Below are 23,517 nucleotides of genomic sequence, written 5' to 3' on the forward strand. Positions count from 1 at the left end.
GGCTACTCCAGCGGTGCGCTCCCGCGGCGCACCGGCAGCTCCCCCACATCACGCCGAACGAGACGGGCTCCCGAGGCGGCCAGCGCCGCGGCGAGAACCGTGAGCGCGGCGGTCTGAGCGCCCGCGGCGTACACGTGAAGGCCGGAGATGCGGGTCTCCATGAGCAGGACGAGCATCCCCGTACGCTCTGCCAGCACCGCGCAGGTCAACAGCGCCACGGCCAGGGGCACTTCGGGACCGGCGGCAGCCACGGCGCCACGCGCGCGGGCCGCGAACCAGCAGACCCCCGCCACGATGCACGCCGTGCCGCTCGACCAGACGGAGTCGGCGCCGTCCCTCCACGCCACGACCGAGCCGCCCATCAGGACGCACGAGCCCATCAGCGCAAGGCCCGGCGGCATCGGCAGACGTGCCGGCGGGGCCGAGCCGTGGAAGGCGCAGGCGACCGCGAGGACGGTCAGCCAGCCGGAGGCCGCGAAGGCGACCGAGTAGCCGTCGACGGACACGGGCCAGCCGGTCACCCAGTCCACGACGGACGTCAGCCCGGGCAGGTTGGCAAGGACGGTGAGCACGAACGCGGTCCTCCGCCGGTCGCGCAGCAGCGCCGCGTAACCCGCAACCCAGCACAGCGGCAGCAGCCACAGGCAGGTGGCCCGCACGCCCTCCAGCACACCGTGGGCGTCGAAGGCGCTGATGAAGAGGGCGCTCTCGTGCGCGGGCCCTCGGCTGTACCAGGCCAACGAGAGGGCACGGTCGGTGAGTTCACGCGCCCCGTGCATCAGCATGCTCAGCAGCGCGAACAGCCGCACGGTGGCTCCGGCCACGGCGTACCGGGGTTCGGCGCGCGGCCCGCCCATCCGGGTCCGCACCGCGAGCGCGGCGATGCTGGCCACCTCGCGCCAGGAAGGCCGCAGTTCCTCCTGCTCGTACTCGTCGAAGTCCTCGAGGTAGGTATCGACGATCTCCTCCTCCCGTTCGGCGCGGTAGGAGGCGGGCAGCATGCGCAGGACCCTGCGGTAGCGCTGTTCCAGCAGCGACGTCATGCGCCACCTCCGGCGAGTCCGGGGCGCACCGTCCCGTGCCCGGGTGACTGCTTCCCAGGAGCGCCGCGACGGCCGGCCACCCGCCGGGCCGCGGTCCGCGCACCCTCCGCCATGCTCTCCGCCTCCTCCGACAGCGCCGCCTCACCGGCGTCGGTCAGCCGGTAGTAGCGCCGCAGGCGTCCCTGGTGGGCCTCCTCGCGGTCCAGCTCGATCAACTCGTCCTCCGCCAGCCGGTCCAGCACGCCGTAGAGGGTGCCGATCCGGAGCTGCACGCGGCCGTCCGACAGCGCGTCGACCTCCTGCACGATGCCGTAACCGTGGCGCGGCTCGTCGGTCAGCGCGACGAGGACGAAGAACGCCGTCTGCGTCATTCCTCTCGATGCCATGGGGCATTATATCTTGGAAGGCAAGATATTGGCGCCGAACGGCCCATCGAGGAACGGGACTTCAGCCGAGTCCCTGGTCAAGGCACCTTTTCCGAGGGGGAAGTTCGACTGGAGCGCGGGTGGAACGGGGCCGGAGCTGGGCGAGGTTCCACCGGTGGTCCTCGAAGTCCTGGGCGTGAGCGCTGAGTTGGGTTGGCCGTGGTACTCGATGGGCTCGGTCAACATGTGCGCCGGAAGCAAGGCGGCAGACGCCGCCCCTCGCGATGACGCGTGCGCTGTCGACGCGCTCACCTCGCCACCTGGGTCAACCGTCCTTCGGGACCTTCCACATTCGGATCTTGCCGTCGCTCGCCGCCGTTGCGACGAGCCGGCCTCCTGGGCTGAAGGCCACCTTCTGGTCGCCGCCCTCGAACCCCGTCAGAACAGCGAGCGGAGTGCCGTCCTCCTGATCCCACAGCCGCACGTCACTGAAGTGAGCGGTGGCGAGCGTCTTGCCGTCAGGGCTGGATTCCACGTCATCGGAAGAAGAGATGAATCCTCCATCGACGAGAGGGTCCTTCTCGCGGCCGCTCCCCGCATCCCACTGCCTCACCTTGTCTTCCGCACCGACGGTGAACAAGGTCTGGCCGTCCTGGCTGAACGCCACACGCGTGATGCTCTCGGGGTGGTGGAAAGAGGTGCCGGCCTTGTGGTCGGCCACGTTCCACAGTCGCCCCGTGCGAACCGTACGGCCGCTGGGTTCGTAGCCTGCGGAGGCCACCCTCCGGCCGTCCGGGCTGAAGGCGATGTCCCACACCGGCAGGCCGTGGTCGAGGGTAGCGAGGTCACGGTCCTCGCGGCTGCGGGCGTCCCACAGCCGTACCTTGCCGTCCTCGCCGCCGGTGGCGACGACCTTGCCGTTCGGGCTGAACGCCACGTCCCTGACCGGATCCGAGGTACTCACCGTGAGCGTGGCGATCTGCCGGCGCGCGGCGATGTCCCACAGTCCCATCGTGCCGTCAACGGCCACCGCGGCAAGCCTCTTGCCGTCGGGGCTGTACGCGAGACAGGAGATCCCCAGCCCTTGCTCCTCGCCGCGTTCGTTGCGCTGGTTGAGGGTGGCGCGCTGCTCTCGCCCCGCCACGTCCCACAGCCGCACTTTGCCTCCCTGGACACCGGCGGCGAGAGTCTTGCCGTCGGGGCTGAACGCCACGTCGTCAACCGCGTCGTCGGAACTGGTCAGCGTGGTCGTGGGCTTGAGCCAGGGAGCGGAGTCCCCGCCCCCGCCATGGCTGGGAACGAAGAACGCGATCAAGGCCGTCACGAGCAGAACGCTGCCGATCACGATCCAGCTGACCCGTCCGCCCGGCCAACTCTGCACGGGCGCATAGGGGTTCGGGGAGAACTGGTCCGGTGCATTCGGACCCGGCCGGGAGGGGCTCGGTTGCTGACGCGGCGCCCCCTGGGCCGAGGCCTGCCTCGCCGGAGGCGGCGCGGGAGCCCCGGCGACGTCCGGTGAGCCCGACGCGACGGGGACCGCCGGGTGAGCGGGCTGAGTCGGAGCCGAGTGGACGTCGACAACCGTGCGTTCCGGTGTGGGTGTTGCGCGGCAGTGGTGGATGACCTCGGTGGGGGTGGGGCGCTGGTGTGGGTCTTTGTGCAGGCATCGGGCGGCGATGCTGCGGAGGGGTTCGGGGCAGTCGTGGAGGTCGGGGTCCTGTTCGAGGATGCGGTAGGTGACGCTGTGGGCGCTGCCGCCGCCGAAGGCCAGCCGTCCGGTGACGGCGTAGTGCGCGATCAGTCCGAGGGCGAAGATGTCGACCGCCGCGGTCAGCTCCTGCCCCTTGATGTATTCGGGCGCCATGTACGCCGGCGTTCCCGCCCGCACCCCCGTACCCGTCACCGAGGTGACGTCCGCGGCGCGTGCGATACCGAAGTCGATGACCTTGGGCCCCTCCGCGGTCAGCAGAATGTTGGAGGGCTTCAGATCGCGGTGGATCACCCCGGCGGCGTGGATGGACTGCAGGGCTTCGGCGACCCTGGCGATCAGACCCAGTGCCGCATCCACGTGCAGCGGCGCTTCCTCGTCGACCGCGTCCTGCAGGGAGGGCCCGGGCACGTAGGCGGTGGCCAGCCACGGCTCGTCCGCCTGCAGGTCCGCATCGACCACGGGCACGGTGTAGAGCCCCTGCACCCGGCGGGCCGCGGACACCTCCAGCTCGAAGCGCTTGCGGAAGGCCCGGTCGCCCGCGAACTCGCGGTGCACCAGCTTCACCGCCACCTCACTGCCGGCCGGCGTGCGGCCCAGATACACCCGGCCCATCCCACCGGCACCCAGCACCGCTTCCAGCCGGTACGGACCCACCTGGCCCGGATCACCCGACCCCAGCGGCCGATGCGGCGGCGCACCCGTCGGCCAGCCCGGCCCCACATCCTCACCGGCAGGCGTAAATGCCCGGCCACCACGTCCCACCTCAGACATGCCGACGACTCCCCCCGCGCAACCACGCTCCACACCCCGCCGCCCGACGGGAACCCGGCCCGCCCCGGCCACCAGATCCAGGGCTTCGCAAGCGGCTCCGAGCGAGCCACACAGTAAACCAACCGATCACCCCTGAACAGGTCTCCCAGGAGGCCCGAGTCCCGCGGAACCGTTGGCCCCGCCCCCTCCTTGACGGGCCAACTCGACCTGCCGCACCGCATGTTGAGGCGGACCGGCGTGACGAAGAGACTTAAGCCCTCTGCAGAGACTCTGCCCCTACCGGGACCAACGGGTCATGCGGACGAGTCGCCGGGCGCGACCGCGGAACTCGCTGAACTCCCCCGCGAGCGGCGCTCCTGCGCGGCTCGGGCGACAAGTTGCTGCAACTTGTCCGGACCCGCCGTGATCTCCGCCTCCAGCTGGTGGGCCCTTGCCTCGCGCGCGGGCGTGACGCGTCCGGTGAAGAAGATCACCGGCCCCGTGTAGAAGCCCCCATGCCGAAGGCCTTCGACATCCTTGAATCCGGCCTCGCGGTCCGTGCCGCGAGTGATGTCGGAGATCAGCAGATCGTGGTCCCCGGCCGCAAGATGCCGCTCCGCCTCCGTCCGGTCCTCCACCACCTCGACGTACGCTCCCGCCCGCCGCATCGCGCTGACGTCCAGCTCCACGCTGGCCGGGTTGTCGTCGATCCACAGGATGCTCATGTCCGCGAGCGGTTGCGGGACACGTGCCCCGGGGAGGTCCGCGAGAGGCGGGGCGCCGTACTGGGGCGCCTGGTACTGGGGCAGTTGGTACTGCGGCGGAGGCTGGTACTGGTACAGCTGCGAGGGGACCCCCACGGTCTGTTCGGCGGTGGAGGGCAACGGCTGCTGCCGGAGCTGCTGGATCACTTGCCCGTACGCCTGCGGCTGCTCCAAGTCCTCGATCTGCGAGGGGCGTTGGCGGATCCGCTGGATCAGCTCCTCGTACCGGGGCTGCCGCTCCAAGTCGTCGACAAGTGAGGTGAATCCGCTGTCGGTGACCAAGTCCGGGAATTCCCGGGGCAGTTCCTGCTCGAGTTCCTCCAGGTTCTCCTTCCAGGAGTCCATGTCGGCCAGCGAAGGCTGTCGAACCAGATGCTGCGCGAAGAAGCCCGCCACTTCCTCGTCGCTTGCCATCCCGTCCTCGACCTGCCGGGGCCTGAGCCGCAGCCGGAGCCGGACCTTGCGGTACGTCTGGAACTCGGTGAGGACGTCACCGTAGTCGCCGCCGGCTTCGCTGCTGCTGACCAGCATCCGGTAGAAGTCCGGGTACAGGTGCTGGAGCACGAGGGCGCTGACCACCGTGTCGGCGGCCTGGGACACGAGGTCGCGCCACAGCGGGTTGAGGCCGACCTGCAGCACGAATCCGTTGATCAGCTTCTTGATACGCCGCGGATTGCTCTCGGCATGCAAGGCGATGCGGGAGTAGAGACCTGCGTTGAGCAGCGCATCGATGCCGGAGTCCCGTGCACACTGCCGGACGAATTCCTCGATTCCGCTGCTGTCCGGCTCGGGAATCCGGTAGGTCGTCTGGAAGATCTTCTCCATGAACGCCGACCCCGCCGGTGACAGATTGCGCAGCAGGCCGTTCGAAGCGAGCGCCGAGCGGTCGCAGCCGATGACGAACGCGACCCCCGGCACGTCCAGATAGACCTTCACGGCCTCGCACACCGCGAGGACCGTCTCCTCAGAGCAGCGGTCCAGGTCGTCGATGAAGACGACCAGCAGCTCACGGGGCGAGAATTCGCCGTTCTCGACCCGCTCTTGCACCGCCGTTCGGATCGCCTGCCGCGTGGCGTTCCGGGCCTGCGGACTCACGGAGAACTCTTTCCAGAGCCGGTTCACCAGCGGAGCCAGGCCGAGCAGTCCGACAAGCAGCATGAACGCGGCACGGCAGAAGGCCCGCAGGGTCCTGCGCTCGGAGAACCCCTGGATCACGCGGCGCACGATCCGCTTGTCGAGGCGCATCAGAACGGACTTGATCAATCCCTCGAGGGCGTCGCCGTCCTCGTCGGTCGAAGTCCACGCGTTGTACCAGACCGTGCGTGCCCCGTGTACGTCCGTCAACTCCTTGTCCACGAGGCGCATCAGGCTGCTCTTGCCGGTCCCCCACCCCGAGTCGACGGCCAGGGTGAAGGGCGTGGAGCTGCGGGAGGCGACGAGCAACGCGGCGAGCTGCTGCGCGGGGCCGCGGGCGCCCAGGAGATCTGCTTGCGCATCGCTGACAGGTTCGTCGTTGATCAGTGAGAACTGCTGCGGGTCGAACCCGGCCACGGCGTGCCCCCGTTGTGTGCGCCAGCGAAACCGCCGCCATCGTAATCGCAACGCACCCAACTGCCGCTCGTGCAGGGGGAGTCGGCGAGCAGACGCGAGGAGCGGATCTGTCGCGGGGAACGAGCGGGAAGCGTCCGGCATCCGTTCGGCCTTCACAGGGGACGCCACTCCCGTACGTGTGGGTCCCAGGCATGTTCCACGGCCCGGCCGGCAAGGACAGGATCCGCGAACTGCGCCACCTGTGACAGCGTCTGCTCGAAGGATTCCGGCAGACGGTCTGCCAGACGTTGTCTGCGTATCCAAGTGGCCCACCTGCGCTGCGCCCGCTCGGCGAATCCCTCCAGTTCCGGCAGCAGCGTCCGCAGGGCCACGTTCCGGTGGTCGGCCACCGCCCTGATGGAGACCGACAGTTCTTCGGCACCTATGCCGTGCCGCGACGCGAGCAGATACACGTCGGCGAAGTCCCGCCATCTGGTGTTGACTTCGCCGCGTTCGAGCATCGTGATGATCTTCTCCGCGTGCACCATCGTGAGGGGATATCCGAAGAGACGGACGGCGCCTCCCCGCAGGCGAGGCAGTTCGATCCTTCTGGGCCGCGGGACAACCGGGTCGCCGACGTTGACATCCACATGGAAAGCCATGCGGGCGGACGCCAGCTGAACCGGCATCACCACCCTTACGCCGTTGTACTCGTCCTCCTCCCTGATGGCATCCGCGCGGGCGGCGTCCGAGTCGAAGACCACTCCGTCATCGATCCGGTGCTCCGCGATCTCACGGATGGCGCCGAGCACGGCCTCGGGAGTGGCCTGCAGCCGGTCGGCCCGAAGATCCACATCCCGGGTGGGACGGCGCATCTCGTAGGCGGCCAGGAGCACGCCGCCCTTGAGAATGAACCGGTCGGCATGGGGAGAACGGACCAGACGGTCGAGAAAGCACTCCAGGACGTACAGCTGGTGCAGCTCCTCGGTCGCGCGGCCGCTCTGCCTCGCGAGGTTCTGAAGGTCCAGATACGTACGTCCGGCCTCGGTGGCGCGGGTGGGGCGCGGGGTCACAGCAGGATCTCCAGGCTGTTCCGAAGGGGCGCCGCCGCCTGCGGAAATCGTTCAGCCATGGCCATGAGCCCGGAAACGCCGCCTTCCCTTCGCCGCAGCCACGCTCGAAGGGCTCCCACCGCGAGCTCGCTGCCCAGCTGGTGACGCAGACGGAACGCGTCGACGATGCAGCGTTCGGCGTTGTAGATCCCGATCTCCTCATCGGGCCCCAAGGGGAGTGATTCGCGCCCGAGCTGGAAGGTCTCCGCGGAGAAGTGGTGCCAGGTGACCGGCAACGCCGCCCGTGGGGTTCTCCGGCCTCGCGGGATCGCGATGTCGACGCTGGAGGGGATCTCGTCCGTCAGTCCGTGACGTGACAGCGCCGAGACCAGGCACACCGTGGCCACGGGAACGCGATGAGCGACCTCGATGAGGTCGAGATCCACGATCGGCTCGGCATCGGTGCGCCGGTAGAGACCTCGGCTCACCCGCTCGACCGACCCTTCGCGCACGAGCCGTCGCAGCCCTCGGTCGGTCACACCGAGGCGGCGGGCCTCGGAGTATCCGAACGTCCAGGGCAACCCACTGCCGCTACCGGCCCCGCTGATCACGCACCTCCACATTGGGCGTCGGAAAATGCTCACACCTAGCCTACACCTGTTCACAAATTCCGTCGCTTTCTGGAGTGGCGCCTCCGAAAGGCCTGCGGGCTGCGCATTCACCGGATCTCCCCCTGCCGGATGCCGGTGCCGGTGAGGTCCAGTTCCGCCCAGACCGTCTTGCCCGAGGGGTGGCGGGCGTCGACACCCCAGCGCGTGGCGAGCGAATCCACCATCAGGAGCCCGCGTCCGGACTCGACGTCCTCGGGCGGCAATCGGCACGGGACGGGACCGAACTCCCGCCCGGCGTCGGCCACTTCGACGCGGAGCGTTGCGGGCAGGAGAAGACCCGGGCCGGTCAGCAGACGCAGACGGAAGCTGCGGCCGGGCACGCGCCCGTGGGTGGCGGCGTTCGCGGCAAGTTCGGCGATGAGCAGAGTTCCGGTCCGTGAGACCTCGTCGTCGTACGGCCAGCCCCACGCCGCCAGTTGCTCGGTTCCCATCAGACGGGCGAGGCGGGCTCCTCGGGGAGTCGAGCTGAACAGCTGCGCGAACTCGTGGACGGGCGCGCTGATTTCGGTCCGGGCGATCTCGGTTTTCACGTCACAGAGAGTGGCTGCCCGGACATAATCGGTCGAGGGGATCGGCCGGTACGAGGTGCCCCCGTACCGATGCGTCCGCGCGGCTGTACGCCGCGTCAGCAGTGACGCGGCCGCCGTCCCCCCCGTTGAGTACGGGCACGAAGGGGGTGACGCTGCATGAGCGAGGCGAACACGTAGCGCAGCGGACGGAGACCGGGGACGCGGTGGATCCGCTGCTGAAGGCGATCGGCAGGCAGATCAGATTCCTGCGGGAACGGGCGGGACTGACGCAGGCGGAACTCGGCGAACGCATCGGCTACGGCGTCGACTTGGTCTCGTCCGTCGAACGGGGCCGACGCGCACCGAAGCCGCAGTTCATCGACGGGGCGGAACGGGTTCTGGACGCGGGCGGGTTGCTCTCCGCGATCCGCGACGACGTCGAGCGTGCCCGACTACCCGCTCGCTTCAGGGACTTCGCGCTGTGGGAGAGGGACGCAGTCAGCCTTTACGCCTACGAGCCGTTGACGGTGCCTGGGCTCTTGCAGACGGGCAGCTACACCCGAGCGCTGGTGAACAGTCACTGTCCCCCACTCAGCGATGAGACGGTGGAAGACCGCGGTGCCGCTCGACTGGAGCGGCAAACGATCTTCGACCGCAGTCCCGCTGTAGTGATGGGCTTCGTGATCGAAGAGGCGGTACTGCGACGGCCGGTGGGCGGACGCGCCGCGATGAAGGAACAACTGCGCCAACTGCTGAACAAGGCGAACCTGCGAAACGTATCCGTCCAGGTCATGCCGACCTCTAGATGGCAGCACAACGGTTCACTCGGCCCGCTGACTCTGTTGGAGACGACAGATGGACGCGTTCTCGCATACACCGAAGCCCAAGGTGTGAGCAGCTTCATCACCGACCGCACAGGGGTACAAGTGTGCGGCCAACGGCATGGGATCATCCGCATGCAGGCTCTGGACGCTGAGGAGTCGGCCTGTCTCATCGAGGAGCTGGCAGGGGAGCTATGACCAACGAGCAGTGCAAGCTCAACACGGAGTTGGACTGGGTCAAGAGCAGCTACAGCGACAGCGAGGGTGCTAACTGCGTCGAAGTCGCCGACGCGACCACCTCCGTCCACATCCGGGACTCCAAGAACCCGGAGGGCCCTCACCTCACCGTGCCCCGTACCGGCTGGACGCGGTTCCTCCAATACGCCACTGCGGACTGAAACACAACGCTGTCGCTGCGGCCAGCGGGATGGCAGGCTCCTCACCAGGTGGAACGTAACGAGGACCAGAGGACCCGCAGATCGGAGCAGCCGCCATGCACGACGACCGCCGCATCGTCGAGGACCGCCTTCGCCGTGTCCTGGCCGAACGCATCAAGCCAGCCGTATACAGCAGCCCCCTGCCTCTGACCGTCGAGCGTTGGGACGTCCCGGGTGAGCCCGTGCCCGTCGCGGAGGGGCTCGCCGCCACGTACGGGCCCTCGAAGGCCGGTGATCGGTGGGGCCCGGCGTGGGGTACGACCTGGTTCAAGGTCACCGGCCGGGTGCCGGAGGAGTGGAAGGGCCGGACCGTCGAGGCGGTGCTGGATCTCGGCTTTCAGCGGAACATGCCGGGCTTCCAGTGCGAGGGCCTGATCTACCGGGCGGACGGCGAAGCCGTCAAGGCGCTCAACCCCCGCAACGACTGGGTGCGCATCGCCGATGCGGCCGGCGGCGGCGAATCCGTGGAGCTGTTCGTCGAGGCGGCGGCGAACCCCATCGTCAACACGCCCCAGACGCCGACGTACCAGGGCGACAAGCTCACTTCCAGCGACCGCCCGCTCTACCAGCTGCGGCGGATGGACCTCGCCGTCTTCGAGAGCGAGGTCTGGGAGCTCGTGCAGGACCTGGAGGTCGCCGGTTCGCTGATGCGGGAGCTGCCGCTGGAGGACGCGCGGCGATGGGAGCTGCTGCGTGCGATCGAGGATTCGCTGGACGCTCTCGGCGTTCATGACATCGTTGGCAACGCCTCCCGCGCACGGGCCGCGCTCAATGGCGTGCTCTCCACTCCGGCACGTCCCTCGGCGCACCGGATCAGCGCCGTCGGGCACGCGCACATCGACTCGGCGTGGCTGTGGCCGCTGCGGGAGACCGTACGGAAGGTGGCCCGTACGGCGTCGAACATGGTCAACCTCATGGACGACCACCCCGACTTCGTCTTCGCCATGTCCTCGGCCCAGCAACTGGAGTGGATCAAGAACTACCGGCCCGAGGTCTACGCGAAGGTGAAGAAGAAGGTGGCGGACGGCCAGTTCGTGCCGGTGGGCGGCATGTGGGTCGAGTCCGACACGAACATGGTCGGCGGCGAGGCCATGGCCCGGCAGTTCGTCTACGGGAAGCGCTTCTTCCTGGAGGAGTTCGGCGTCGAGACGAAGGAGGTCTGGCTGCCTGACTCGTTCGGCTACACGGCAGCGATGCCGCAGATCGTGAAGCTGGCGGGAGCGAAGTGGTTCCTGACGCAAAAGATCTCCTGGAGCGAGACGAACAAGTTCCCGCACCACACGTTCTGGTGGGAGGGAATCGACGGCACTCGGGTCTTCACGCACTTCCCGCCCGTGGACACCTACAACTCCGACCTGGGCGGCGCCGAGATGGCGCACGCCGCCCGCAACTATCAGGAGAAGGGCGCCGGTACGCGTTCGCTCGCGCCCTTCGGCTGGGGCGACGGCGGCGGCGGATCGACGCGCGAGATGCTGGCGCGGGCCGAGCGGCTGAAGGACCTGGAGGGCTCCCCGCGGGTGACGGTCGAGAAGCCCTCGGCCTTCTTCTCCAAGGCGCACGAGGAGTACGGCACGAAGGCCCCGGTGTGGGCCGGCGAGCTGTATCTGGAGTTGCACCGCGGCACGTACACCTCGCAGGCGAAGACCAAGCAGGGCAACCGCCACAGCGAATCCCTGCTGCGCGAGGCCGAGTTGTGGGCCGCGACGGCGGCGGTACGCACCGGGCACACCTATCCGTACGAGCAGCTGGACGAGCTGTGGAAGACGGTGCTTCTGCACCAGTTCCACGACATCCTGCCCGGCTCGTCGATCGCCTGGGTGCACCGTGAGGCGCGCGAGACGTACGCGCGTGTGCGGGCGGAGCTCGAGGAGATCATCGCGGCGGCGCAGTCCGGCCTGGCGGGCGAGGGCGACGTCCCGGTCACCTTCAACGCCGCACCGCACGCGCGCGACGGCGTGGCCGCCGGCGGGGGGGCTCCCGCCCGTGAGCGCACCGGCGGTACGCCCGTCACGGCGGAGGAACGGCCCGGCGGCGGCTGGGTACTGGCCAACGGGCTGCTGCGTATCGAGGTGGACGGGCGGGGCCTGGTCGTCTCCGCGTACGACAAGGACGCCCGCCGCGAGAGCGTCGCACCGGGTGAGGCGGCCAACCTCCTCCAGGTGCACCCGGATCTGCCCAACCACTGGGACGCCTGGGACGTCGACGCCTTCTACCGGCACAACGTCACCGACCTGACCGGCACGGACGAGCTGGAGCTGTCCGAGTCCGGCGAGGGCCGGGCGACCATCCGCGTCGTGCGTTCCTTCGGCGGTTCGAGCGTGGTGCAGCGGCTGACGCTGCGCGCCGGTTCGAAGGTGCTCGACATCGACACCGAAGTGGACTGGCACGAGAGCGAGATGTTCCTCAAGGCGGCCTTCCCGCTGGATGTGAAGGCGGACCGTTCCGCGGCCGAGACGCAGTTCGGGCACGTCTTCCGTCCGACGCACACCAACACCTCATGGGAGTCGGCGAAGTTCGAGATCTGCGCGCACCGCTGGCTGCAGGTCGAGGAGCCGGGCTGGGGCGCCGCGCTGGTCAACGACTCGACGTACGGGCACGACGTGACGCGTACGGTCCGCGAGGACGGCGGTCAGACCACCACCGTGCGGCTGTCTCTGCTGCGTGCGCCCCGCTACCCGGACCCCGAGACCGACCAGGGATCGCACCGGCTGCGGTTCGCGCTCGCACCGGGCGCGACCGTGGGCGACGCGGTGCGGGAGGGCCACTGGATCAACCTGCCGGAGCGCACGGTGCGGGGAGCCGGCGGCACCGTCGCCCCGCTGGTCGGTGTCGACAACGACCAGGTGGTCGTCGAGGCGCTCAAGCTGGCGGACGACCGCAGCGGCGATCTGGTGGTGCGCCTCTACGAATCGCACGGCGGGCGGGCACACGCGGTGCTCTCCACGGGGACGCCCGTCACCTCGGTGAGCGAGACGGACCTGCTGGAGCGTCCGCTGCCGGATGCCGCCCCCCGCGAGCTGTCGGCGGACGGTTCCGTGGAGGTCACCCTGCGCCCGTTCCAGATCCTCACGCTGCGTTTCGCGAGGGCGAAGGGGCAGTAAGACACGGCCTGCGCGAACGGCCCGGCCTCGGCGGCGAACTTCCTTCCGTGGCCGGGCCGTTCGCATCGCGCGTCGCGTCGCGTCAAGTGTCGAATCCGGACGTCAGGTGTCCGCTCCCGCCGTCTCCTGCGGCCGCTTCGTGAGGGAGACGACCTCCCTGACCGACTCGACGTCGCTCCCGGCGTCGTCCGTCGTCGGCCGGCTGCGCGGCACGGTGATCAGGACGCACAGACCCTTCGGCTCGTTGTGCGCGTAGGTGAGCTTCGCGCCGCCCGAGTCGAGCAGCGCCCTGGTGATGGACAGCCCGAGCCCCGAGCCGGAGATGTTCTGGTGCCGGCTGCTCCGCCAGAAGCGGTCGCCGATGCGTTCCATCTCGTCCTCGCTGAGCCCGGGCCCGTGGTCGGCGACCTCCACGACGACGCTCTCGCCGTCCCGGGAGACGCTCACCGTGACCCGCTCGCCCTCCGGCGTGAACTTGATCGCGTTGTCGACGACCGCGTCCAGGGCGCTGGAGAGGGCGACGGGGTCGGCCCATCCCGTCACGGCCTGAGGGCCGGCCGACTCCATCACGACGCCCTTGATCTCGGCCACGGGCAGCCACGCCTCCACGCGCTCGGCCGCCACCTCCGCCACATCCGTCAGCCGGAGATCCGCGGAGGTGTGCTCGGCCAGGGCCAGGTCGAGCAGATCGTCCAGCACCCGCGCCAGACGGTTCCCCTCGGCCTGCACGGACTTGAACTCCTCGTCCGCCTCGGGCAGTTCGAGGCCGAGCAGCTCGATGCGCAGCAGCAGCGCGGAGAGCGGGTTACGGAGCTGGTGCGAGGCGTCGGCGACGAACGCACGCTGCTGCTCCAGCGCGCCCTCGACGTTGTCGGCCATCTCGTTGAACGAGCGGGCCAGCCGCCGCAGCTCCGGCGGCCCGCCCGACGCGGCAACGCGGGACTTGAACTGGCCGACGGCGATCTCGTGGGTGGCACGGTCCAGCGTCCGTACGGGACGCAGCACCCAGCCCGTCAGGCGCAGCGCGAGCCCGACGGCGAGCAGCATCGCCGTCGCCTCGCCCGCGACGATCGGGAGCCAGCCCTGAAGGATGCGCGAGCGCAGCTGTCCGGTCGGTGATTCGGTGAGCACGACGGCGGCCACGTCGCCGTCCCGGATGACCGGCGACGCGACGGCGATGTGACCCTCCTGCCAGGGCCAGACCTGCTCCGGGTCGTGGCTGCGGCGTCCCGCGAGTGCCTCGGCGAATGCGTCGGCGCCCTGGCCGGAGTCGGGCACCTTCCAGCCGCCGGGCGCGACGCCCAGGGCGCGCCCGTCGCGGAGGAAGACGCCGACCTCGATGCCGTAGAGGGAGTGATAGCGGTCCAGCTCGTCCTGGAGTATGGCGCGGCGCTCACCCTCGTCGGGCGAGGAGGCCACGAACTGGGCGAGGGCTGCGAAACGCGCCGTGTCGTCGATGCGGTCGACGACCACGCGCTGCTGCTCGGTGGCGGCCTGGCTCATGGCGAGCGGGAAGCCGAGGGCGAGCAGCACACCGGTGAGCAGAATGATCAGCAGTGGCAGCAGTCGGGCGTGCATGGTCTCTTCCGGCCCCCGGGTCCGTAGGCCTAAGCCGTCTGCTGCGGCTCGACGAGGCGGTAGCCGACGCCTCGTACGGTCTCGATCAGTGCGGGCAGGCGCAGCTTGGAGCGCAGCGACGCCACGTGCACCTCCAGCGTCCGCCCGGTGCCCTCCCAGCTGGTGCGCCAGACCTCGCTGATGATCTGCTCGCGCCGGAAGACGACGCCGGGGCGCTGCGCGAGCAGGGCCAGCACGTCGAACTCCTTGCGCGTCAGGGCCACGGAGTCGCCGTCGACGCACACCTGCCGCGTGGGCAGCTCGATGGTGACGGCACCGACACGGAGGGTGCTCTCCGTGGGTGTGCCCTCGTCCCGTGCGGTCTCGGCGCTCTCCTCGGAGGCGGCACGGCGGCTGACGGCGTGGATGCGGGCGAGCAGTTCCCCGGTGTCGTACGGCTTGACCACGTAGTCGTCGGCGCCGAGGTTGAGGCCGTGGATGCGGGAGCGTACGCCGCCGCGCGCCGTCACCATGATCACGGGCGTGGAGCTGATCTTCCTTATGCGGCCGCACACCTCGAAGCCGTCCTGGTCGGGCAGGCCCAGGTCGAGCAGTACGACGCCGAAGGGAGTCACGTCGGCCGAGGGAAGCAGCGCACGAAGGGCCTCCTCGCCGCTGCGGGCGTGCACCACGTCGAAGCCATGGCGCCCGAGCACGGCCGAGAGCGCCGCGGCGACGTGATTGTCGTCCTCGATGAGCAGCAACCTCACGCGGGCCTCCCTCCGTGATGCCGTTCCGGGTCCGCGGCGGACACACCGCAGCACTGCATCAACCCGTACCGGCGCAGGTGAGTCAAGGGGCTCCCGGTCGCTGGCGGGGTTCTGTTATGCAGCCGGTACGACAGACTACGGATTCCGAGGTCACGGTGCGGCCGGGTCCGTTCCGCGACGGGATCGTTATGCTCAATTTCCCCTCAGATGTAATGACGCTGGCCGCGGTCGCTCATTAGTGTCCTCGCAACCGACGAGGACGGAGCTACACGCCGATGAGCGAAGTACCGGCGCCCAGGGATGCCGCTCCCGCTGCGGACAAGCTGGTCGTACTGGACAACGTCAACAAGCACTTCGGTGCGTTGCACGTACTCCAGGACATCGACCTGACCATCGCGCGCGGAGAGGTCGTCGTCGTCATCGGGCCCTCGGGGTCGGGCAAGTCCACGCTGTGCCGCACCATCAACCGTCTCGAGACGGTCGACTCCGGCAGCATCTCGATCGACGGCAAGCCGCTGCCCCAGGAGGGAAAGCCGCTGGCCAAGCTGCGTGCGGACGTCGGCATGGTCTTCCAGGCGTTCAACCTCTTCGCGCACAAGACGGTGCTGGAGAACGTGATGCTCGGGCAGACCAAGGTCCGCCGCACCGACAAGCAGGCGGCCGAGCAGAAGGCTCGGGCGCTCCTGGACCGCGTCGGCGTCGGCAACCAGGCCGACAAGTACCCCGCGCAGCTCTCCGGCGGTCAGCAGCAGCGGGTGGCCATCGCCCGCGCGCTCGCCATGGACCCCAAGGTGATGCTCTTCGACGAGCCCACCTCCGCGCTCGACCCTGAGATGATCAACGAGGTCCTTGAGGTGATGAAGCAGCTCGCCGACGAGGGCATGACGATGGTCGTCGTCACCCACGAGATGGGCTTCGCACGCTCGGCTGCCAACCGGGTCGTCTTCATGTCGGACGGCCGGATCGTCGAGGAGGCGACACCGGAGCAGTTCTTCAACAATCCCCGCAGTGACCGGGCGAAGGACTTCCTGGCGAAGATCCTTCACCACTGATGTGCCGCTGAGCGGAGTTCCGAGCAGATCCGATCCAGATCCCAGACGCCCCCCGCAACGACCGCCGGTCCACCCGCCGCCCGGTTCGCCGGCCGTCCGGCTGCCACCCCACCGGCAGCCGGGAGGTCGGCCCCCGCGGCAGCGGATCCGAGGGGCCGGCGACCCGCACGACCGGTTGTGCAACGACCGCCGACCAGCAGAACACCGAGCAAGGGATGCCCATCATGAAGTTCCGTAAGCCCGCCGCCTCGGCGGCCGTGGTCCTCACTCTCGCCCTGTCCGCCACTGCCTGCGGAGGCAAGGAAGGCCCCGCCGGCGACAAGCCCGGTGGCGACACGGACACCAAGGCGCTTCCGAAGTACGAGGTCGCCAAGGACGTCAAGATCGACTCGCCTGTGATCGAGAAGGCACAGAAGCGGGGCAAGCTGATCATCGGCGCCAAGTCCGACCAGCCCTACCTCGGCTTCCAGGACCCCTCCTCGAAGAAGTACGAGGGCTTCGACATCGAGGTCGCCAAGATGGTCGCCGCCGACCTCGGCTTCGCGGCCAAGGACATCCAGTTCAAGACCATCGACTCCTCCGTCCGCGAGACCGCGATCTCCAAGGGCCAGGTCGATCTGATGGTCGGCACGTACACCATCAACGACGAGCGGAAGAAGCAGGTCAGCTTCGCCGGCCCGTACTACATGGCCGGACAGGACCTCCTGGTCCGCAAGGACGAGAAGTCGATCAAGGGCCCGGACAGCATCAAGGGCAAGAAGGTCTGCTCGATCACCGGCTCGACGCCGCTGCAGAACCTCAAGGACAACAAGTCCAAGTACGGCGCCGAGCCGGTCGAGTTCGGCAAGTACACGGACTGCGTCAAGCAGCTCATCGACGGCCAGGTCGACGCCATGACCACCGATGACGCCATCCTCAAGGGCTACGCCGCGGAGCGTCCCAAGAAGCTGAAGGTCGTCGGCGAGACCTTCAGCGAGGAGCCGTACGGCATCGGTCTGAAGAAGGACGACAAGGAGCTGCAGAACGCCGTGCTCGACGCCGTCGAGGCGCACCAGAAGGACGGCAGCTACAAGAAGGCCTACGACGCGACGCTGGGCCGCTCCGGTTCGAAGTTCGAGGAGCCGCCGGCCCTGGAGCGCGACTGACGGCTCGGCCGACGGCTGGTCCGACGGCTCATCCCACCTCGCGCGGCGGTCACGCCTGACCGGCAGGCCGGCGCCGCTCCGTGTCCCGTACGCCCGTCCTCGCGGGCGGGCGTACGGGACACGGCTTTCCCTGACCGCCCTGCGGAGACCCTATGAATGTTCTGCTCGACCACTTGGACCTGTTCCGTGACGGATTCATCGGAACGGTCTCACTGACCGCGGCGAGTGCCGTGCTCGCGCTCGTACTCGGCGTACTGATAGCCGGCTTCCGGGTCTCGCCGGTGCCGCCGCTGCGCGCGTTCGGCACCGCGTGGGTGACGCTCCTGCGGAACACGCCGCTGACGCTGCTGTTCCTCGTGGCCTTCTTCGTACTGCCGCAGATCGCCTTCCCCGGCATCAGTTCCTACATCCTGGGCGTGCTGGCGCTGGGCTTCTACACCTCGTCGTTCGTCTGCGAGGCGGTGCGCTCCGGCATCAACACCGTGCCGATGGGTCAGGCAGAGGCCGCGCGGAGTCTGGGCATGACGTTCGTCCAGACGCTCCGCATGGTCGTACTGCCGCAGGCGACCCGGACCGTGATCCCCCCGCTGAGCAGCATCATGATCGCGCTCACGAAGAACTCCGCCATCGCCGGCGCCTTCAACAACCCCGAACTCTTCAGCGTCCAGAAGGTGCTGAGCGACAAGGGCTTCAACGTCATGGTCATCTTCGTCTGGGTGGCCCTCGCATACCTCGTGCTCGTCTTCCTCGTCAGCGGCTTCTTCCGGCTGCTCGAGCGCAGGCTGGAGGTCGCCCGATGAGCTCGTCCGTACTCTTCGACGCGCCGGGGCCCAAGGCTCGCGCGCGCAACCGCACTTTCGCCGTCGTCGGCTCCGCCGCGCTCGTGGCGCTGATCGCCTTCGTCGTCTACCGGCTGGCCGCCAAGGGCCAGCTGGACGGGGCGATGTGGGACATCTTCAACTACGCCGGAGTGCGCAACTCGATCGTCACGGGCCTCGTCAGCACGCTTGAGGCATTCGCGATGGCTGGCGTGCTGTCGCTGGTGCTCGCCGTGGTCCTCGCCGTGGGGCGCCTGTCCGACCACAAGCCCGTCAGCTGGGTGTCCACGAGCGTCATCGAACTCTTCCGGGCCGTGCCTCTGCTGATCACCATCTACGTGCTGTGGGTCGGCTTCTTCACCAAGGAGCCGCTGTGGGCCGTCGTCATCGGCCTCACCCTCTACAACGGCGCCGTGCAGGCCGAGGTGCTGCGCGCCGGCATCCTCGCCGTGCCGAAGGGCCAGAGCGAGGCCGCGTACGCGCTGGGCATGAGCAAGACCCAGGTGATGACGACGGTTCTCATCCCGCAGGCCGTGCGGTCCATGCTGCCGACGATCGTCAGCCAGCTCGTCGTCACGCTGAAGGACACCTCGCTCGGCTTCGTCATCACGTACGAGGAACTCCTCTACGCCGGGCGGCAGATGGCCAGCACGATCCTGGTCGACGGGGAGAACCCGTACGTGCCGGTGGTCCTGGTCTTCGGTGCCATCTACGTCGCCATGTGCCTCGCGCTCTCCGCGCTCGCCAACTGGATCGAGCGGCGCGGCCGACGCGCCAAGACGGGCATCAAGGTGGCCGACGCGCAGACCGCGACCCCCGAGGGCGCGGGCGTCGGGAACGTGGCCTGACGCGGTTCTCGCAGTAGAGCGGCCGCGGGAGCGGCGGACCGGACTTGTCACCATGTGTCCGGACCGCCGCTCCCGCCGTTCCGGCTCAGCTTGACGGGTGACCTGGCACTGGGTTGCATACGTTTGTGATCGCGCTCTGTGCTCCACCCGTTCCGGCTTTTCCCTCCTCAACCGCGTGTGCGGGCCGGGCGGTTCGCAGTGCCCTTCACCGCACGGGGACCCGCGCGTGAGCGAGTCGGAAATCATCGTCGTCGGCGCGGGGCCGGCCGGACTCGCGCTGTCGCTGGCGCTCGCAAGGTCCGGCGTCCCCTCACTCGTGCTGGACAACAGCGACGGCGAGGTCACCCAACGCGGCGCCCGCAGCTGTGTGCTGCGCCCCGACACCGCCTCCTGGCTGGCCGCGACGGCGGCGCCGCACGCGACCGTTCCCGGCGCACGCTGGACGCGCTGGAGCACGCGGCGGCGCCAACAGCTCGTCCAGGCCATCGAGTTGACAGAGGAGAGCTCACCGGTCCACGTGGAGCAGCACGCGCTGGAGCGCGGGCTGCGGGCCGCGCTCGCGCGGGAGAAGCTCGCCCACGTCGTCACCCGCAGCCATGTCGACATCATCGAGCAGGACGCGACGGGCGTCACCGCGCACACACGGCCGCGCGGTTCGGCCACCCCGGCCGGCGATCAGGACGACGGTGACGGCACGGGTGACTCTGTCGCCACCGGACGGGAGGGCGGCAGGGCCGCGGGCGCGGGCCGAGGTGGCACATGGTGGCGCGGCAGTTATCTGGTGGGCTGCGACGGAGCGCGGTCGACCGTGCGGAAACTCCTCGGCGTCGGATTCGCGGGGCGCACAGCCGTGGAGCGGCATGCGGTGGCCGCGCTTCGCGCGGAGCTACCGTGGGAGCAACAGGCCCTGCTACACCGTGAATTGGGTGCCGGGAGCGGGGGCCGGGCGGGCAGGCCGCAGGCCGAGGTGACGGCGCGGCCGCTGCCCGACGGCGTGTGGCGGCTCGACTGGCTCCTCCCGCCACGCGGCGAACTCGTCACACCCGAGGCCCTGTTGGAACGCGTGCAGGTCACCCTCGGGCAGTGGAACCGGGACGCGCGCGGCCGGGGCGGCGAAGGCTCCAGCGCGAGTGAGGCAGTGCGGTACGAACTCCTCGACACCGGGGTCCACACCTCGCACCAGCGGCTCGCGCGCCGGTGGCGTGTGGAGCGTACGTTCCTCGCGGGCGATGCGGCCCACCTCGTCGGCGCGCTCGGCGTCCAGTCCGTCGACGAAGGACTGCGCGACGCCGCCAACCTCGCCTGGAAACTCGCGCTGGCCTGGCACGAGGCCAACGGTGTGCGGGGGCCGCGCATCGACCGGGACGCGATCGACGTGCTCCTGGACAGCTACGAGACGGAACGGCGCGGCGCCGTCAGCGCCCGGCTGCGCGCCGTCGATCAGGCACTTCCGCTCGTGCGCCGGGAGGGCGGAGGGCTGCGGTCGATGCTGCCGGGCGGCGGTGCCCGCACGCCGATGGAACTGCTCACCGACGGGCATCTGGGGCGGGGACTCCTGGGAGGTCCGGCCACCTACCGGCGCTCGCCGCTCACTCCGGCGGGGAACGCGGTCGAAACGGTGCCGGTGGGCACCCCGCCCGGGGCGCCTGTGGACGACGTACCGGTCATCGCACTGGACGGTGAGCGCGGCAGGCTGCGCGGGCAACTGTGCGGCTCGGGCAGCGAATTGCTGGTCCTGCTCGTCGCTCCCGGTACGGCCGTGTGGGACAGCCGCCACTGGCTGTCGGCGGGCATGATGCCCGAACTGGCCGCGGCCGTAGACGCATTGCCGCTGAAGGCACAGCTTCTCGTGACGGAGCAGTACCCGGGCGCGGCAGCCCACACCGTGCTGGTCATACGGCCCGACGGTCATCTGGTGGCGGCCCTGCCCGGGCCGCGCACCGCCGAGCTGCGGGCGTGCGCGGACGCGGTGCGGGGCGGCACCCTCCCGGGGAACCAGCCGGCCACATATCGCAGGGCCCGGCGCTAGACGTGAGGATGCGGACGGGGCGGGCTTTGCGCGCCGCTCCGATGCGTGCGGATGCGGGCACCCGGCCGGCCGGTGCGAGGCAGCGGCACAACTGGCCTTCGGCCGCAGGGCACTTGCGAGTGTGACCGGTTCGAGAAGGCGCCGCCGAGCCACTGACGCGTCAGCGCTTCACGGATTCGGTGAGCGGGGCCCTGCGTTGTGCGTCGGCCTCGTCGTACCCGGACGGAGACGGATGCGTGCCGCCGGACCGGGCCTTCACGAGCCGGTCGGCACGCGCCGTGGCTTGGAGAGGCCGGTCGCAGGCACCTCGGATGCGGCGCTTCCAGCGAGCCAGCTCACCCCTGCTCCCGCGGTGACGACGAGAGCGCCGAGGGCCTCGCCGACGCGCGCCCCGGACCTGACCCGTGAGGGCACGGGCTCCGGGTCAGTCGCCGGGCAGGAACCGGTCCAGCGTCTCCGGGTCCTCCCCTTCCTCCTCCAGCGCCTTCCGCACCACGCGCAGCGCCAGCCCTTCGCCGTACCCCCTGCGGGCCAGCATCCCGGCAAGCCGCCGTATGCGCTTCTCGCGGTCGAGCCCCCTGGTGGAGCGCAGCTTGCCCTCCACCAGCGCGCGTGCCGTCTCCGCCTCGCGCTCAGGGTCGAGCTGCCCGACGGCGTTCTCGACGACCTGGGGCTCCACACCCTTGGTGCGCAGCTCCCGGGCCAGGGCCCGGCGTGCCAGCCCGCGGCTGTGATGCCGGGACTCGACCCATGCGTCGGCGAAGGCGACGTCGTCGATCAGCCCGACCTCCTCGAAGCGGGAGAGCACCTCCTCAGCGACCTCGTCGGGGATCTCCCGCTTCCGCAGCGCGTCTGCGAGCTGCCGACGCGTCCGCGGCGTACCGGTGAGCAGCCTCAGACAGATCGCGCGTGCGCGCTCCGCCGGATCCTGCTCCGGGCCCGCGTCCCGGGCACGCCGAGACGGGATGCTCTCCCCGTCCTGCTCCGGGGTCCCGTCATCGGCGCCTTCCTGATGCCCCTCGGCGTGCCCGTCGGTCTCCTCGCCCAGCTGGTCCTCGCCCTCGTGGCCGAGGAGTTCGCGCTCCTCTTCGGCGTCGTCCGGCAGCACCCCGTCACCGGGGCGCGGGCCGGACTTACGCCTGCGTGAGCTGCGTGTCGTACGCGGTGGCCCCGCCTCGGCCCTCGACGAAGAGGAGCCACCGCTGTCTTCCTGGACCGGCCATTGGGTGCGCCGTGTCACGGATCAGCTCTTCGCGGCAGCGGACTTGGGAGCCTTCGCCTTCGGCGCGGGGACCGTCTTGGCCGCGTCGGCGGCACCGTCCACCGGGGGCGCCGCAGCGCCGGCGGCATCGGCACCGGGCTCGCCGCCCGGCTCCTCCGGCACCACTCCGATGCCCAGCTTCTCCTTGATCTTCTTCTCGATCTCGTTGGCCAGGTCGGGGTTGTCCCGCAGGAAGTTACGGGCGTTCTCCTTGCCCTGGCCCAGCTGATCGCCCTCGTACGTGTACCAGGCGCCGGACTTGCGGATGAAACCGTTCTCCACGCCCATGTCGATCAGCCCGCCCTCGCGGCTGATGCCCTGCCCGTAGAGGATGTCGAACTCGGCCTGCTTGAAGGGCGGGGCGACCTTGTTCTTGACGACCTTGACGCGGGTGCGGTTGCCCACCGCGTCCGTGCCGTCCTTGAGCGTCTCGATGCGGCGGATGTCGAGCCGCACGGAGGCGTAGAACTTCAGTGCCCGGCCGCCGGTCGTCGTCTCGGGCGAGCCGAACATCACGCCGACCTTCTCGCGCAGCTGGTTGATGAAGATCGCCGTGGTCTTGGAGTGGCTGAGCGCTCCCGTGATCTTCCGCAGCGCCTGGCTCATCAGCCGGGCCTGGAGGCCCACGTGCGAGTCGCCCATCTCGCCCTCGATCTCCGCGCGCGGCACGAGCGCGGCCACGGAGTCGATGACGATCAGGTCGAGCGCGCCCGAGCGGATGAGCATGTCGACGATTTCCAGCGCCTGTTCGCCGTTGTCCGGCTGGGAGAGGATCAGCGCGTCCGTGTCCACACCGAGCTTCTTCGCGTACTCGGGGTCGAGTGCGTGCTCGGCGTCGACGAATGCGACAGTGCCGCCGCCCTTCTGGGCGTTGGCCACCGCGTGCAACGTCAGGGTCGTCTTGCCGGAGGACTCCGGCCCGTACACCTCCACCACTCGGCCGCGCGGAAGACCTCCGACGCCGAGAGCTACATCGAGGGCGGTGGACCCTGTGGGGATGACCTCGACCGGCTCGTTCGGCCGCTCCCCCATGCGCATCACGGCGCCCTTGCCGAACTGCCGTTCAATCTGCGCGAGGGCGGTTTCGAGCGCCTTCTCGCGGTCGGTTTCTGCCATGGGTGCCACCCGGTTTGCTTGAGTCGATCGCTTCACGTCCAAGACGCTAGCGTCTGCCACTGACAATCGGCCCGGCCCCTGCTCCTCGCCCGGGTAGGCGGGAGCGGGAGTACCCGCCAGGGCCTCCATGAGAATCGATGTTCGATTTTGGCGTCAAGGTACTCCGA

Annotated in this window: 19 protein-coding genes; 8 read left to right on the forward strand and 11 right to left on the reverse strand. The window is 69.5% G+C overall.

What is annotated here, in order from left to right; translation table 11 throughout:
* Window positions 1-2: 2 nt before the first annotated feature.
* The 7 genes from I004_RS35550 to I004_RS35560 all read right to left on the reverse strand — a co-directional run bounded on the left by I004_RS35550 (window position 3) and on the right by I004_RS35560 (window position 8,416).
* A complete protein-coding gene (locus tag I004_RS35550; protein WP_051345338.1) occupies window positions 3-1,043 on the reverse strand; it encodes a hypothetical protein in 1,041 nt (346 codons plus the stop codon).
* On the reverse strand, window positions 1,040-1,429 hold the full coding sequence (locus I004_RS0123200) for a PadR family transcriptional regulator (protein WP_486580181.1): 390 nt from the start codon (window positions 1,427-1,429) through the stop codon (window positions 1,040-1,042). The genes I004_RS35550 and I004_RS0123200 overlap by 4 nt, the downstream gene beginning before the upstream one ends.
* A 304-nt stretch (window positions 1,430-1,733) precedes the next feature.
* Window positions 1,734-3,890: a serine/threonine-protein kinase gene (locus tag I004_RS0123205; RefSeq protein ID WP_028437475.1), complete on the reverse strand. Its 2,157-nt coding sequence runs from the start codon at window positions 3,888-3,890 to the stop codon at window positions 1,734-1,736.
* Window positions 3,891-4,183: 293 nt separating this feature from the next.
* Complete coding sequence (locus I004_RS35555) at window positions 4,184-6,184, reverse strand: P-loop NTPase fold protein (RefSeq protein WP_051345339.1); 2,001 nt, start codon at window positions 6,182-6,184, stop codon at window positions 4,184-4,186.
* 152 nt (window positions 6,185-6,336) lie between these two features.
* Complete coding sequence (locus I004_RS0123215) at window positions 6,337-7,236, reverse strand: nucleotidyl transferase AbiEii/AbiGii toxin family protein (RefSeq protein ID WP_037977424.1); 900 nt, start codon at window positions 7,234-7,236, stop codon at window positions 6,337-6,339.
* Window positions 7,233-7,826 carry a type IV toxin-antitoxin system AbiEi family antitoxin domain-containing protein gene (locus I004_RS0123220; RefSeq protein WP_199779452.1) on the reverse strand — a complete coding sequence of 198 codons (594 nt, stop codon included), beginning with the start codon at window positions 7,824-7,826 and terminating at the stop codon, window positions 7,233-7,235. The genes I004_RS0123215 and I004_RS0123220 overlap by 4 nt, the downstream gene beginning before the upstream one ends.
* Before the next feature lie 107 nt (window positions 7,827-7,933).
* Complete coding sequence (locus I004_RS35560) at window positions 7,934-8,416, reverse strand: ATP-binding protein (protein WP_037977426.1); 483 nt, start codon at window positions 8,414-8,416, stop codon at window positions 7,934-7,936.
* Between the two features lie 203 nt (window positions 8,417-8,619).
* Here I004_RS35560 and I004_RS0123230 point away from each other — a divergent pair, with 203 nt between their 5' ends.
* The 3 genes from I004_RS0123230 (at window position 8,620) to I004_RS0123240 (ending at window position 12,754) form a co-directional block, all read left to right on the forward strand.
* A complete protein-coding gene (locus tag I004_RS0123230; RefSeq protein ID WP_028437478.1) occupies window positions 8,620-9,414 on the forward strand; it encodes a Scr1 family TA system antitoxin-like transcriptional regulator in 795 nt (264 codons plus the stop codon).
* Window positions 9,411-9,614, forward strand: a complete 204-nt coding sequence (locus tag I004_RS0123235) for a DUF397 domain-containing protein (protein ID WP_028437479.1) — start codon at window positions 9,411-9,413, stop codon at window positions 9,612-9,614. The genes I004_RS0123230 and I004_RS0123235 overlap by 4 nt, the downstream gene beginning before the upstream one ends.
* A gap of 95 nt (window positions 9,615-9,709) precedes the next feature.
* Window positions 9,710-12,754: a glycoside hydrolase family 38 N-terminal domain-containing protein gene (locus I004_RS0123240; protein ID WP_028437480.1), complete on the forward strand. Its 3,045-nt coding sequence runs from the start codon at window positions 9,710-9,712 to the stop codon at window positions 12,752-12,754.
* 102 nt (window positions 12,755-12,856) lie between these two features.
* On the opposite strand, the gene I004_RS35565 is transcribed toward I004_RS0123240, so the two are convergent.
* Complete coding sequence (locus I004_RS35565) at window positions 12,857-14,332, reverse strand: sensor histidine kinase (RefSeq protein WP_078511691.1); 1,476 nt, start codon at window positions 14,330-14,332, stop codon at window positions 12,857-12,859.
* A gap of 29 nt (window positions 14,333-14,361) precedes the next feature.
* Entirely contained in the window at window positions 14,362-15,081 is a 720-nt protein-coding gene (locus I004_RS0123250) for a response regulator transcription factor (protein ID WP_028437481.1), read from the reverse strand.
* Window positions 15,082-15,356: 275 nt separating this feature from the next.
* Here I004_RS0123250 and I004_RS0123255 point away from each other — a divergent pair, with 275 nt between their 5' ends.
* The 5 genes from I004_RS0123255 (at window position 15,357) to I004_RS0123275 (ending at window position 20,973) form a co-directional block, all read left to right on the forward strand.
* Window positions 15,357-16,133, forward strand: a complete 777-nt coding sequence (locus I004_RS0123255; RefSeq protein WP_028437482.1) for an amino acid ABC transporter ATP-binding protein — start codon at window positions 15,357-15,359, stop codon at window positions 16,131-16,133.
* Window positions 16,134-16,357: 224 nt separating this feature from the next.
* Window positions 16,358-17,278: a glutamate ABC transporter substrate-binding protein gene (locus I004_RS0123260; RefSeq protein WP_028437483.1), complete on the forward strand. Its 921-nt coding sequence runs from the start codon at window positions 16,358-16,360 to the stop codon at window positions 17,276-17,278.
* Window positions 17,279-17,430: 152 nt separating this feature from the next.
* Window positions 17,431-18,078, forward strand: a complete 648-nt coding sequence (locus I004_RS0123265) for an amino acid ABC transporter permease (protein ID WP_028437484.1) — start codon at window positions 17,431-17,433, stop codon at window positions 18,076-18,078.
* Window positions 18,075-18,944 carry an amino acid ABC transporter permease gene (locus tag I004_RS35570; RefSeq protein ID WP_037977429.1) on the forward strand — a complete coding sequence of 290 codons (870 nt, stop codon included), beginning with the start codon at window positions 18,075-18,077 and terminating at the stop codon, window positions 18,942-18,944. The genes I004_RS0123265 and I004_RS35570 overlap by 4 nt, the downstream gene beginning before the upstream one ends.
* Before the next feature lie 226 nt (window positions 18,945-19,170).
* On the forward strand, window positions 19,171-20,973 hold the full coding sequence (locus I004_RS0123275) for an FAD-dependent monooxygenase (RefSeq protein ID WP_028437485.1): 1,803 nt from the start codon (window positions 19,171-19,173) through the stop codon (window positions 20,971-20,973).
* Window positions 20,974-21,397: 424 nt separating this feature from the next.
* Here I004_RS0123275 and recX read toward each other — a convergent pair whose 3' ends face one another.
* Together recX and recA are read right to left on the reverse strand one after the other, a co-directional pair.
* Window positions 21,398-22,213: a recombination regulator RecX gene (gene recX, locus I004_RS0123280; RefSeq protein ID WP_078511692.1), complete on the reverse strand. Its 816-nt coding sequence runs from the start codon at window positions 22,211-22,213 to the stop codon at window positions 21,398-21,400.
* A gap of 3 nt (window positions 22,214-22,216) precedes the next feature.
* Window positions 22,217-23,350, reverse strand: a complete 1,134-nt coding sequence (gene recA, locus I004_RS0123285) for a recombinase RecA (RefSeq protein ID WP_028437487.1) — start codon at window positions 23,348-23,350, stop codon at window positions 22,217-22,219.
* Window positions 23,351-23,517 lie beyond the last annotated feature (167 nt).

It is taken from the genome of Streptomyces sp. TAA486 (assembly GCF_000426165.1).

Bases quoted from the DNA above. Each gene is read 5' to 3' on its own strand.
- I004_RS35550 (WP_051345338.1), bottom strand. From the start codon at position 1,043: ATGACGTCGCTGCTGGAACAGCGCTACCGCAGGGTCCTGCGCATGCTG.
- I004_RS0123200 (WP_486580181.1), bottom strand. From the start codon at position 1,429: ATGGCATCGAGAGGAATGACGCAGACGGCGTTCTTCGTCCTCGTCGCG.
- I004_RS0123205 (WP_028437475.1), bottom strand. From the start codon at position 3,890: ATGTCTGAGGTGGGACGTGGTGGCCGGGCATTTACGCCTGCCGGTGAG.
- I004_RS0123235 (WP_028437479.1), top strand. From the start codon at position 9,411: ATGACCAACGAGCAGTGCAAGCTCAACACGGAGTTGGACTGGGTCAAG.
- I004_RS0123240 (WP_028437480.1), top strand. From the start codon at position 9,710: ATGCACGACGACCGCCGCATCGTCGAGGACCGCCTTCGCCGTGTCCTG.
- I004_RS35565 (WP_078511691.1), bottom strand. From the start codon at position 14,332: ATGCACGCCCGACTGCTGCCACTGCTGATCATTCTGCTCACCGGTGTG.
- I004_RS0123255 (WP_028437482.1), top strand. From the start codon at position 15,357: ATGAGCGAAGTACCGGCGCCCAGGGATGCCGCTCCCGCTGCGGACAAG.
- I004_RS0123260 (WP_028437483.1), top strand. From the start codon at position 16,358: ATGAAGTTCCGTAAGCCCGCCGCCTCGGCGGCCGTGGTCCTCACTCTC.
- I004_RS0123265 (WP_028437484.1), top strand. From the start codon at position 17,431: ATGAATGTTCTGCTCGACCACTTGGACCTGTTCCGTGACGGATTCATC.
- I004_RS35570 (WP_037977429.1), top strand. From the start codon at position 18,075: ATGAGCTCGTCCGTACTCTTCGACGCGCCGGGGCCCAAGGCTCGCGCG.
- recA (WP_028437487.1), bottom strand. From the start codon at position 23,350: ATGGCAGAAACCGACCGCGAGAAGGCGCTCGAAACCGCCCTCGCGCAG.